A 12646-nucleotide genomic window follows, 5' to 3' on the forward strand; every position below is an offset into this window, starting at 1 on the left:
CGGCCTACAGGCTCACGCTCACGGGTCTGCGCGGTGGCCCTCCGAGCGCCTGGCGAGGTCTCGGGTGGCGCGGCGCAGAGCCCCTTCGGCGTCGACCCCGGCCTCGTGTGCTGCGAGTACGACGTCGAGCAGTTCGCGCCCGATCCGGGCTTCTGCGTCAGCGTCGATCGCCGGCGTTCGCCATACGTCGAGCGCACCCGCTCGACGCAGCCGGGTCGAGACCTTCTCCGCGTACGCGAGCGCCGGCAGTGCGATGGGAACGCCGTCGAGCACCGACGCCCGTTGCTTCTCCGCTGCCTTGAGACGGTCCCAGTTCGCCTCGACGTCACCTGCATCGCGTACGTCGACGTCGGCGAACACATGTGGATGGCGGCGTACGAGCTTGTCGATCAGACCTTGCGCGACATCGTCGACGCTCCAGGATCCCGACTCCCGTGCGATCTCGGCATGGAAGTAGACCTGGAGAAGCACATCGCCGAGCTCCTCGCGTAATGCGTCGGTGTCACCCGCGTCAAGCGCCTCCAGCGTCTCGTACGCCTCCTCCAACAGGTACGTCGCAAGCGACTCATGGGTCTGCTCGGCATCCCAGGGACAGCGCTGACGCAGTCGCCGCATGATCTCGGCCATTCGTACGAGCGCGCCTCCCTCGGGGTCGGCAGAGCCAACCAGCGGGATAAGCCCTGCGGGCACCGCCTCACCTCGTGGCGCCAGCCAGACCAGATCCGGACCGCGACGCTCCAACCTGGTGCGCAAATCGTCGCCCGCGGGCTCAGGTGACGATGCCACGGCGACACCGGCCGCTCGCACCGCGACCGCCGTCGGGTCATCGAGCACTGCAGGTACGACCAATGGCGTTGTACGCAAGGCATCCCAGGCATCCAGCGTCAACGTTCCGGGTACGACGGCGGCACTCGTGGTCAGCGCTCGGATCGACATGTGCCAAGTCTGCCGGTTCGCCGAACGGAGTCGCATCGCGGTCGATGCAATGTCACGCAGAGTATTGTCAACAATCAGACGATTGCCGTAGCGTAGGCGCCTCATGCCATACGACAGAGGGGATCAACACGCATGAGAACACTCACCCGACTCGCGACCGTTGCGGCCGCGACCACCGCCGTCCTCACGACTACTGCCCCGTTCGCTTCCGCCGGTTCGGGCTTCGAGGTCTGGACCGACGGCGAGTCGAGCCGGGAATGCAGCGTCGTCAACGAGGCCGGATCGGCACAGTTCAAGGATGTCGGGGAGCACTTCTACATCAGGGACCGCCGGGCCGACGGGTTCGGCATTCGCGCTCACGTCTACGTCAACGGCAAGTACCGCGAGACGCTGAAGAACTCGAACGGCAGCGGCACCACCGTCCACTACAACCGCAGCTATGCCGAGGGCGCCAAGGTCACGGTCGGCGTCTTCGTCTCGTACTACAACCAGGTGTGCGGCTACGACGAGGAGAGCGGCACCGCCTGACCGTTACATCCCGAGCCGAGAGTTCTGGCGCGGCGAGGTGAGATTTCCAGGGAGCGACTCCCCGAAAGTCTCTCGTCGCTGCGTCAGAACTCTCTTCGGTTCGAGGCAGTTGCTCAGCAGGAACTCAGCTGCACTGCTGGGTGCTGGGTACGTCCTCGGCCGGATCGCTCACGCGTACCGACAGCGAGTCGGTGTCGTCCTTCGGCTGGCCCTTGTCGTCGAGTCCGTAGCGCGGGTCGATCGACACGTCGGAGTCGGCGAGGAAGTCCTGCACGTACGCCTGGCCGGCCTGCTGAGCCTGCTCGTTCGCGGCATCCGAACCCGCCTGGTCCTGGCCGATCGCGGCCAGCAGCACGCTGGACTCCTTGCTGATCGCGATGACCTTCGTCAGATCGTCGAGGTCGGAGTCGGGGAACTGCGCCTTGAGGGCTTCGGTATCGCTGTTCGTCACGGCGTACTGGCTCGGCTCGACCTCGACCCCGAGCTCGTCCGCGGCCTGACGCGCGGCGGTCAACGTGAGCAGGAGGTTCGCCGCCTGCTGGCGTGCGTCCTTGCCACCGACATCGCCCTGGCCACTCGCACCGAGTGCCTCGCACAGGCTGCCGGCGACCTCGTCGACTCTGTCGGCGGAGACGGAGTCACTGCCCACGACCAGCCCGGCGCCCGGGTGCATCCCTCCGCAGGCACTCAAGGCGAGTATCGCGGCGGCGGCAATGCCGATCCGGATCCGTTTCACAGCCACTCCTCATCACGCACGTTGGTCCGGGCCAACTCTACTGCCGCCACATCGTGGTCACTGCCGCGCCCCTGGGCCGCACGTTTCGGCCCCGATTTTGCGAGTTTTGGGGCTGAAACGTGCGGCCCAGCGGGGGTCAGGAGGCGGGTACGGTCGCGGGCGCGCGGTCGAGGACACTGTCGATGACCTCGCGACACCAGGTCAGCAGGGCCTCGTCGCGCAGCGGTTGACCGCCGACGGGTGCGGTTTTCGGCCGTGGGATCAGGACCGTGCCGACCGCGGCCTTGACCACCGACTTCGGGTACAGCCGCTGCAGCCGCAGCGTCGCCGACTCGGGCAGCTCGATCGGCGCGAACCGCACGAAGTTGCCCGCGACCGTGATGTCACTCAACCCGGCAGCCCGAGCCCGCGTACGCAGCCGGGCCACCTCGAGCAGGCTGCCAACCGTCGCGGGCGGCTCACCGTAACGGTCGACCAGCTCCTCGCGCAGCGACTCGATCTCGGCGTCGTCGCGTACGGCGGCCAGTCGCTTGTACATCTCGAGCCGCAACCGCTCGCTCGGTACGTACTCATGGGGTAGATGCGCGTCGATCGGCAGCTCGATCTTGACCTCGCGCTCCGGCTCGCGCTCGCCGCGGAACTCCGCGACCGCTTCGCCGACCAGGCGGACGTACAGGTCGAAGCCGACGTCGGCGATGTGTCCGGACTGCTCGCCTCCGACGAGGTTGCCGGCGCCGCGGATCTCGAGGTCTTTCATCGCGACGGCCATGCCGCCGCCGAGCTCTGAGTGCTGCGCGATCGTGGCGAGCCGCTCATGTGCGGTCTCGGTGAGCGGCTTCTCCGGCGGATAGAGGAAGTACGCGTACGCCCGCTCGCGACCGCGACCGACTCGACCGCGCAGCTGATGCAGCTGGGAGAGTCCGAGGGTGTCGGCGCGCTCGATGATCAAGGTGTTGGCGTTCGATACGTCGAGACCGGACTCGACGATGGTCGTGCACACCAGCACGTCGTATCGCTTCTCCCAGAAGTCGACCATCACCTGCTCGAGTCGCTGCTCGCCCATCTTGCCGTGGGCGTACGCGACCCGGGCCTCCGGCACGAGCCGCTGGATGCGCTCGACCGCCTTCTCGATGCTCTGCACCCGGTTGTGGATGTAGAACACCTGGCCCTCGCGCAGTAGCTCGCGCCGGATCGCGGCGATCACCTGACGGTCTTCGTACGCGCCGACGAAGCTGAGCACTGGGTGCCGCTCCTCCGGCGGCGTCGCGATCGTGGACATCTCGCGGATACCGGTGATCGCCATCTCCAGCGTGCGTGGGATCGGTGTTGCCGACATGCTGAGTACGTCGACCGAAGCACGCAGATGTTTGAGCGCCTCCTTGTGCTCGACGCCGAAACGCTGCTCCTCGTCGACGATCACCAGGCCGAGCTTCTTGATACGCACGCCGGGTTGCAGCAACCGGTGGGTGCCGATCACGATGTCCACCGATCCGTCTTCGAGCCCGGCGAGCACTTCCTTGGTCTCGTGCTCGGTCTGGAAACGAGACAGCGCCTTCAGCGTCACCGGGAACTGTCCGAAGCGCTCGGCGAACGTCGCGTAGTGCTGCTGCACCAGCAAGGTGGTGGGCACCAGCACGATGACCTGGCAGCCGTCCTGGATGGCCTTGAACGCCGCGCGTACGGCGATCTCGGTCTTGCCGTAGCCGACGTCGCCGCAGATCAAGCGGTCCATCGGGACCTCGCGCTCCATATCGCGTTTGACCTCGTCGATGCTGGACAACTGGTCGGGTGTCTCGACGTACGGGAAGGCGTCCTCGAGCTCGCGCTGCCAAGGGGAGTCCGGACCGAACGCATGCCCCTTGGTCGACTGCCGTGCGGCGTACAGCTTGATCAGCTCGGATGCGATCTGGCGTACGGCTCGGCGGGCCTTGCTCTTGCGCTTGGACCAGTCGGAGCCGCCGAGCCGGTCGAGTGAGGGGTTCTCGCCGCCGACGTACCGGCTGACCTGATCGAGCTGATCGGTGGGTACGAAAAGCCGATCGGGCGGTTGACCGCGTTTACTCGAGGCGTACTCGACGACGAGGTATTCGCGCGTGGCCCCGCCGACGACGCGCTGCATCATCTCGACGTAGCGACCCACACCATGCTGCTCGTGCACGATGAAGTCGCCCGGGGCCAGCTCGAGCGGGTCGATCTGCTTGCGGCGCCGCGCCGGCATCTTCCGCTCGTCGCGGCTCGGCGCACGTTGGCCGACGAGATCGTCCTGGGTGAGCACGACCAGACCGAGGGACTCCGCGATGAACCCGTGCTCGATCTCGCCGCACGCGACGTGCACGACCTCGGATGCCAGCTCGCCATCGAGAGTGGTCGCCAGCCGGGCGGCGATGTCGTGCTCGGCGAGGATCTCCACGCTGCGCTCGGCCTGCCCTGGCCCGGGTGTGACGAGCAGAACAGTGCGCCCGTCGGTCATCCACGCCTTGATCTCGCGCAGCGCCTGCTCGGTGTCACCGCGGTACATCGGCGTCGCCTCGAACGCGAGCGCCCGTGACTCGAGGGCGTCGTCGCTGGTCTCGGCGTCGGGGTCGAGGGCGAACGGCGAGGTGCTCCACCAGCCGAGCCCGGCGCCCAGCGCATGCAGACGTACGTCGGCGATCGTCTGGTACGACGCGGCGCCCAGGTCGATGGGCGCCTCACCGCCTGACGCGGCCGCGGCCCACGACGCCTGCAGGAACTCCTCGCTCGTGGCGACGAGGTCGTGCGCACGCGCTCGTACGCGCTCCGGGTCGCATACGAGCACGGTGGTGTCGCGGGGTACGAGGTCGACGAGCAGCTCCATGTCGTCGACAAGCACTGGCGCCAGGGACTCCATGCCCTCGACGGCGTGGCCCTCGGCGAGCTTCTCGAACAGTTCGGCCAGCTCGGGGTGCTCAGCTGCCAAGCGGCGCGCCCGCGCGCGTACGTCGTCGGTGAGCAGCAGCTCGCGACACGGCGGAGCCCAGGCGACCTCGACCAGCTCCAGCGAGCGCTGATCTGCGACGGCGAAGTGGCGGATCTCGTCGACGGTGTCGCCCCAGAACTCGACCCGGAGCGGATGCTCCTCGGTCGGGGGGAACACGTCGACGATGCCACCGCGGACGGCGAACTCGCCGCGCTTCTCGACCAGGTCGACGCGGTGGTACGCGGCGGCCGCCAGGCGGCGGGTGACGTCTTCGAGGTCGGCCTCGTCGCCGGTACGAAGGACGACCGGTTCGAGGTCGGCGAGGCCCTTGACCTGCGGCTGCAGAACGGATCGTACGGGCGTGACGACGACCGAGACGGGACCGTCGGCCTCGCCCGGGTTGCCTGGATGCACCAGGCGGCGGAGCACCGCGAGCCGCTGGCCGACCGTGTCGGAGCGCGGCGAGAGCCGCTCATGCGGGAGCGTCTCCCACGCCGGGTAGTACGCGACCCGCTCCTCGCCGATCAGGTCACCGAGCCACTCGGTGAGGTCTTCGGCCTCACGTTGGGTGGCGGTGACGACGAGGACGGTGTGCGGGTCGGCCGGGTCGCCGACGAGGGCGCTCGCCAAGAACGGGCGCAAAGACGGTGGCGCGGAAAGGTCGAGCGCGCTCAGCCCCGCCCGCCTGTCGGCGACAGCGGCTGAGATGAGGGGATCACCGGCGACCTTGCCCGCGAGGGCAGAAAGTGTCATCCCCTCCAGACTATCGACGTACTCCGACAACGACCGGTTCGGCTCTTGACGCAGTGCGTTCCCGGGTCTACCGTCCAGATGTAACTTCGAGTTACACCGAGGAGCCCCGATGCGCCGATCGCTCGCCGTCGTGTCCGCACTGACCATCGCCGCCGTGACGGCCGCGGTCGCGCCGCCAGCAAGCGCAGCGCCAGATCCCTTGCCGTACGTCGCGTTGGGCGACAGCTACAGCGCGGCCTCCGGAGTCTTCCCGCTCGCTTCGGGCGCTCCACTCGTCTGCCAGCAGTCGACGCGCAACTACCCACACGTCATCGCGAAGCGCATCGGCGCCGACCTCATTGACGTCAGTTGCGGCGGCGCGACGACCGACAGCTTCACCGAGCCGCAATACCCCGGCATGGCGCCGCAGCTCGATGCCCTCGGTCGACGTACGAAGCTGGTCACGATGACGATCGGCGGCAACGACAACCTCACGTTCGCCGGCGTGATCCTCGCCTGCGGCACGGCCGGGATCGCGACGCTCGGCAACGGCAGCCCGTGCAAGGACCTTTACGGAAGCACGTTCACCGACACGATCCGGCAGAAGACCTTTCCCGCCCTGACGCGGACGCTGCGCGCCGTTCACCGCAAGGCGCCGAACGCACGCGTTGCGATCCTCGGCGCACCGTGGATCGTGCCCCGCAAGGGCGGCTGCTTCCAGAACGTTCCGGTCGGGCGCGGCGACCTCCCTTACATCCGCAATGTGCTGCGCGTCTTCAACGACGTCACCGAACGAGCCGCGAAGCGTACGGGGTCGACGTACGTCGACCTCTCGCGCGCGTCGAACGGACACGACGCCTGCAAGCCCCCTGGCACCCGCTGGGTCGAGCCCGCATTCTTCCCGCACGGCAGCCTCGCGTTCCTGCATCCGAACGCGTACGGCGAGCGGCGGATGGCCGAGCGCACGATCCGGACGCTCGGTCTCACCCGCGAGTAGCACCACGCCCGACCTCAGACGCGCTCGCTTCAGGGGCGCCGGCTTGCGTTGCGTACGCCCGAAGCAACCTGAGGTGTTCGAGGCGAGGACGTGGCGGTACGCGGACCAGCAGGCCGATCAAGATGCCCCACCAGATCCACGCGAGCTCACCTGTGGCGTGCGCGACGGCCGCGCCGACCAGCCAGACCACTGTGCCCGGCAGGATCCGCACCACGTTCGCTGCGTACTCCGCACGCCCGTAGTCGATGCCGTCGCGGGTATAGGCCACGGCGCCGAGCCCGAGCGCGACGGCCGCGAGCCACCAGATCGAACGTGCCTGGTCGGCGACCTCGCCGTTGGCCGCGAGCAGGCCGATCACGGGGACACACGCGAGCGTCACCACAACCGCGCCGATGCCGAGCACGACCGACGATCGCAGCAGCATTCGCTCCATTCGTAGACGCTCGACTTGCGTCGTACTGGACGACACGAGGATCTGCGCGGCCGACTTCCACCCCTCCACACCCAACACGGCGAGCAGCCAGAACTGGAACGTCACCTGGTGCGCGGCGCCCTGCGTCGACCCGATCGATACGGCCACCGAGGTCATGGTGAGGATCGTCAGCCCGAGGACAGCGGCGCGAGCGGCGAGGAGTCCGACCGCCGAGGCGGAGGAACGCCACGCGATGTCGCGCAGACCGCTCAGGCTGAATGGCAACAAGCCCCTCGTACGCAGCGCCAACAGGACGAACCCTGCAGCGACGACCTGTGACAGCGTTGACGCGACTCCGAGGCCGGTGACGCCGAGGTCCGAGTACGCGACGGAGACGACATCGAGTGCGACATGGACTGCTGCAGCGCCGAGCGCGATCACGGTGACCGTACGTACGCCGTTGCTCCCGCGGAGGGCGCCGTACCCCGACATGACCAACGCCAACATCGGCATCCCCACGGCCCGCGCGACCAGGTAGCCGCGGGTGCCGTCCGACACGTCGGCGAAGGCGGCAATCCCCACCAGCACGAGACCGAGCACCGCGCCGACGGCCGCAGCGGCCAGCAAGCCCCCGACGACGGTTCGGGCGGCATCCGTGACTCGCCCCGCAACACAGAGCTTGGCGACCTGCGTGGTCTGCGCGAACAGCACGGGCACAACCATCCACATCGTCGCCATCACGACGCCGGCACCGAGCGCGAGTGCCGCCTGCTCGTCGACACCGAGCGCTCCTGCCGCGGCGGTGTCGGCGATGCCGGTGAGGGGTTCGGCGAGCAGCGCGAAGCCCGCGAACGCCGCGAGGCGGACGGCTCTACGTACCGGGGATGCCGACTCGGTCCTCATCGCCGCTCCCGACTACCTGCGGCGCGACGACGATGCTCGCTCACATGACTACGAGTAGCGCAGCGCCGCGAGCAGAACCTCTGCCGCGCCGAGCGCGACTGGTCGATGTAGACGTGCTCGCACCCCGTCGCGGCGCATTCGCCGATCCGCATCGCCTCCGCCGAGTCGGCGAGTACGGACGCGATCGCGAGCAGGCAGTTGGCGCGGAGGCGGTCACCGACGGCGCTGGCGTACGCATCGAAGTGCAGATGCGGCGGCCAGTCGTCGCTGATCGAGACGCTGACCTGTACGTCGAGATCGGCCAGCAGCGGGTTCAGCTCAGCGGCGGCCTGCGCCAGGTCGTGGGCGCCGAACACGGACGCAAGGTCTGCCGCGAGGCTGCGCAACGACTCGCACACCTTGCGGTCCGCACGCTCCGACGCGCGTGGTGAGTGCCGGATCGGCAAGGGCGCCTCGTCGGCCCTGGACGCCAGCCACCGCGTGTCCAGCTCACCGTCACGACAGGCGTTGACGACGTCGACGGCGAACTCGGCTGCGCGACGATGTACGGCAAGCATTCGCCCACTGTGACGTAAGGGGTTACTGCAGTTCAACGCTTACAGTCGGGTGCGAGGCGGGCTTTCCGCCACTTCCCTCGTACGACTACCCGCTTGCCAATTCCTCGCCGCTGTCGGCCGTCCGTAGTGTGTGGGTTCGGAAAAGACGCGGCGACGCGCGGAGCCGCCACTTCGGTTCGGTCGCTTGGCGGCTTTCGCGCCACCTTGATATGGGATCGGGGTAACGTTCGGTTTCAGCGTCACACCCGTACCGGTCGCCACGTACGTACCAACGAGCACGGCAACCATCCGCTTTGCACGGCGTCCCTGCCATGCAAGGCGGTACTTCACCATGCTTACTTGGTAAAGCACCACCCATCAGCCCCGCAAAAGCCAACCGAATCGGGAAAGCCGGCAAGCAACCTCAGGTCGAAGCTGCGGCTCCCGCGTCGCCGCGTCTTTTCCCCAGCCGGAGCAAGCGGGAAAGCCGACAGCGCACTGAAACCGGGCAGGCGGGATGTCGCCGAAGAAGTACGGAGAGCCGACAGCGACGAGAAGGGAAGCGGCGAGTAGTCGGATCGAGGAAGTAGGAAAAGCCGACAGCGACAAGGAACCGGGCAAACGGGTAGTCGCACCGAAGAGGACGGGAACGCCGACCGCGACGCCAAGCCGGACAGCCAGCGAGACGAACCCGAGTAAGCATGTAGAAATCCGTACCCGCTCGTTCGATGACCTTATGTGGACGCCGCACAGACACTAGGGTCGAGCGGCACAACCAAACAGGGAGTCGTCATGCGAGTCATGGTCATGATCAAGGGTTCCGGCGCCGACGAGGGCAAGATCACCCCGACACCGGAGATGTTCGAGGAGATGGGCGCGTACAACGAGGAGCTCGTCAAGGCGGGCATCATGCTCGACGGCAGCGGGCTGCTGCCGAGCAGCAACGGGGCGAAGGTCGTCTTCGAGGGTGGTACGACCTCCGTGGTCGACGGACCTTTCGCCGAGGCGAAGGAGGTCATCGCCGGCTACTGGATCTGGCAGGTGAGCTCGCTCGAGGAGGCGGTCGAATGGGTGAAGAAGTGCCCGAACGACCCGAACCTCGGTGACGCGATTCTCGAGGTACGCCAGATCGCCGAGGTCGAGGACTTCGGCGATGCGTACACCGACGATGTACGCGCGCACGAGGAGAAACTCGCCGAGCAGATCAAACAGCAGCACGGTTGAGCTTCGCCCCATGGACAACATTCGCTCGGTCGAGGCCGTGTGGCGGATCGAGTCGGCTGCGCTGATCGCGTACCTGACGAAGCTGCTGCGCGATCTCGGCCGCGCGGAGGAGATCGCCCAGGACACCTTCGTGCTGGCGCTGGAGAAGTGGCCGACCGAGGGCATGCCGCCGAATCCGGGTGGCTGGTTGATGCGTACCGCCAAACACAAGGCGATCGACCACATCCGCCGCGAGCGTTCCCGCGACGAGAAGTACGCGCAGCTCGCGTCCGATCCGACGCTGTCGAACACCGTCACCGCCGGATCGGACGACGTGTTGTCGTTGATCTTCGTCGCCTGCCACCCGGTCCTGTCTCGTGAAGCGCGGGTCGCCCTCACGTTGCGCGTCGTCGCCGGGCTCAGCACCGACGAGATCGCCCACGCGTTTCTCGTACCCAGCAAGACCCTTGGGCAACGGATCTCCCGCGCCAAGCGAACACTCGCCGAAGCCAAGGTGCCGTTCGAACTTCCGGTGGAATCCGACCTCACCGATCGTGTTCATGCAGTGCTCGAAGTGGTCTACCTCGTGTTCAACGAGGGCTACGCGGCGACATCGGGAGACTCACCGGTACGCCGCGATCTCGCCGAGGAGGCGATGCGGCTCGGGCGGATCCTGGCGGCACGGCTGCCGCAACAACCCGAGGTGCACGGGCTGGTTGCGCTGATGGAGCTACAGGCGTCGCGGTTCGCCACTCGCGCCCGCGCCGACGGTACGCCGGTCGTACTCGCCGATCAGGACCGTACGCGCTGGGACCACACGCTCATCACGCACGGCCTCGGTTCACTTGACCGCGCGATCGGGCTGCGGCGTCCGCTCGGGCCTTACACGGTGCAGGCGGCGATCGCGGCATGCCACGCGCGAGCGCGTACCTTCGGCGACACCGACTGGGAGGCCATCGTCGCGTTGTACGACGCGCTCACCCAGCTCGCGCCGTCTCCGGTCGTCGAGGTCAACCGTGCTGTTGCGGTCCTGCACGCCGACGGTCCGCAGGCTGCGCTCGACGCCATCGACGCTGTCGCCGACGATCCGCGGCTCGCGAAGTACCACCTGCTCGGGGCTGTACGCGGAGACGTACTCCTGCGACTTGGGCGCAGTGCCGAGGCCGCCGAGTGCCTTGAACGGGCCGCCGCACTGGCACCGACCAAACACGAACGCAACCTGCTGATGGAGCGAGCCGCGGCCGCGACGACAGTCTGATCGGGCCTCAGTTGACCTTCTTCGGCAGCTCGACGTCCGGGTTCCCGGCGATCCACGTACCGAAGTCGTCGTCGCGCAGGGCGGCCCACATCTGCTTGCCCGCCGGCTTGTCGAGGAAGACGACGCTTGCGTCGCCGACCATGCCGGTGCCCTTGACCGGAACGGTCGTGAAGTCGACATCGGCGGTACGAAGGCCTCGCAGGTCCCATGCGAGCCCGCGCATATCACCGACCTCCCACCCCTCGTCGACGCTCAGGTTGTCGGTGACGGCGTCAAGTACGTCGTAGAGCGTGGTCGGACTACGCATGGTGTCGCCCGAGAGCGTCTCCCCCAGTAGCGACCGCATGAAGGCCTGCTGGCGCTTGATCCGGTCGAAGTCGCCACCCGGCAGGCCGTAGCGCTGACGTACGTAGAGCAGCGCATCCTCTCCGTTGAGGTTGTGGCTGCCCTTCGTCCATGTCTGGTCGTGCTTGGTGTCCTCTACGGTCTCCGGCACCGTGACCTCGACGCCGCCGAGCGCATCGGTCAGCCGCTCGAAGCCTTCCCAGTCGATCAGTGCGACGTGGTCGATCCGCACGTCGGTGAGGTTCTCGACGGTCTCGACCGCGAGCGACGGGCCGCCGTACGAGAACGCCGCGTTGATCTTGTCCTTACCGTGTCCGGGGACCTCGACGTACGAGTCGCGCGGAATCGACACGACCGAGGCACTGTCGCGGTCATCGCTGATGTGCAAGACCATCAGCGTGTCGCTCCGCTGCTCACCGGGAATCCACGAGTCGGTCGTCGCAGCGTCGCCGGTCGTCTGCTCCTCCGCGCGGCGGTCCGACCCCATCAGCAGGATGTTCAGCGAGTCGCCGGACTTCGCCGGCCGGTTCTCGAGACCGGCGAACGCATCGGGAATCCGATCGATCTGACTGGTCAGCTTGTGCTGCAGGTAGAGCCCGACGCCGAAGACGAGTGCGATCAGCAGTACGCCGCACGCAGCAAGACCGAGCAACGCCTTCCGTACTCGGTGGCGAGGCTTGTGTTCGGTGGGTTCGCCCTGCTCGGCGAGATCGTTCTCGCGCTCGACGACTTCGTCGGTTTCACTCATCGCCACGTCAGAGTAGGCCAACCGCACCGCGCCCACTCCCGGTTTGGCCGAAGTGATACCGATTCGGCTTCGCTGTCGGGGTAACGTCTGGTTTCGGTGTCACTTCCGTACCGGTAGTCGCTGGCGTACCAACGAGCACGGCAACCTGTCACTTTGCACGGCGTACCTGCCATGCAGAGTGGAGTTTCACCATGTTTACTTGGTGAACCGCCACCCACCGACCCCGCAAAAGCCAACCGGAACGGGTTAGTCGGCGACGAACCCAAGCCGGTAGCCGCGGCTCCCGCGTCGCCGCGTCTTTTGCCCAGCCGAAGGAGCCGGGAAAGCCGACAGCGAGCCCGAATCGGGCAGGCGAGATGTCGAGCGAAAGAAGC

10 protein-coding genes are annotated in these 12646 nt (G+C 67.3%); 4 read left to right on the plus strand and 6 right to left on the minus strand.

The features are described from left to right. Window positions 1-18 precede the first annotated feature (18 nt). Window positions 19-936 (minus strand): MazG family protein, encoded by a 918-nt coding sequence (locus MU582_17895; protein ID UPK74291.1) that lies wholly within the window; start codon window positions 934-936, stop codon window positions 19-21. Between the two features lie 132 nt (window positions 937-1068). On the opposite strand from MU582_17895, the gene MU582_17900 reads away from it, so the two are divergent. Further along, window positions 1069-1464 (plus strand): hypothetical protein, encoded by a 396-nt coding sequence (locus MU582_17900; GenBank protein ID UPK74292.1) that lies wholly within the window; start codon window positions 1069-1071, stop codon window positions 1462-1464. A 124-nt stretch (window positions 1465-1588) separates the two neighbouring features. On the opposite strand, the gene MU582_17905 is transcribed toward MU582_17900, so the two are convergent. After that, window positions 1589-2200, minus strand: coding sequence for a hypothetical protein (locus tag MU582_17905; protein UPK74293.1), 612 nt, complete (start codon window positions 2198-2200; stop codon window positions 1589-1591). 136 nt (window positions 2201-2336) lie between these two features. Then, a complete protein-coding gene (gene mfd, locus MU582_17910; GenBank protein ID UPK74294.1) occupies window positions 2337-5891 on the minus strand; it encodes a transcription-repair coupling factor in 3555 nt (1184 codons plus the stop codon). A 109-nt stretch (window positions 5892-6000) separates the two neighbouring features. Here mfd and MU582_17915 point away from each other — a divergent pair, with 109 nt between their 5' ends. Beyond that, window positions 6001-6867, plus strand: coding sequence for an SGNH/GDSL hydrolase family protein (locus MU582_17915; protein ID UPK74295.1), 867 nt, complete (start codon window positions 6001-6003; stop codon window positions 6865-6867). Here MU582_17915 and MU582_17920 read toward each other — a convergent pair. Continuing rightward, window positions 6854-8182: a hypothetical protein gene (locus tag MU582_17920; protein ID UPK74296.1), complete on the minus strand. Its 1329-nt coding sequence runs from the start codon at window positions 8180-8182 to the stop codon at window positions 6854-6856. The two genes, MU582_17915 and MU582_17920, sit on opposite strands and share 14 nt — an antisense overlap. Then, on the minus strand, window positions 8179-8739 hold the full coding sequence (locus MU582_17925) for a CGNR zinc finger domain-containing protein (GenBank protein UPK74297.1): 561 nt from the start codon (window positions 8737-8739) through the stop codon (window positions 8179-8181). Before MU582_17925 ends, MU582_17920 begins: the two co-directional genes overlap by 4 nt. A 771-nt stretch (window positions 8740-9510) precedes the next feature. Here MU582_17925 and MU582_17930 point away from each other — a divergent pair. Beyond that, window positions 9511-9942, plus strand: a complete 432-nt coding sequence (locus MU582_17930; GenBank protein ID UPK74298.1) for a YciI family protein — start codon at window positions 9511-9513, stop codon at window positions 9940-9942. Between the two features lie 10 nt (window positions 9943-9952). After that, a complete protein-coding gene (locus MU582_17935; protein ID UPK74299.1) occupies window positions 9953-11179 on the plus strand; it encodes an RNA polymerase sigma factor in 1227 nt (408 codons plus the stop codon). 7 nt (window positions 11180-11186) lie between these two features. Here MU582_17935 and MU582_17940 read toward each other — a convergent pair whose 3' ends face one another. Beyond that, window positions 11187-12272 carry an LCP family protein gene (locus MU582_17940; GenBank protein ID UPK74300.1) on the minus strand — a complete coding sequence of 362 codons (1086 nt, stop codon included), beginning with the start codon at window positions 12270-12272 and terminating at the stop codon, window positions 11187-11189. Between the last annotated feature and the right edge of the window lie 374 nt (window positions 12273-12646).

The sequence above is a fragment of the Nocardioidaceae bacterium SCSIO 66511 genome (genome assembly GCA_023100825.1).
Taxonomy (GTDB): Bacteria; Actinomycetota; Actinomycetes; order Propionibacteriales; family Nocardioidaceae; genus Solicola.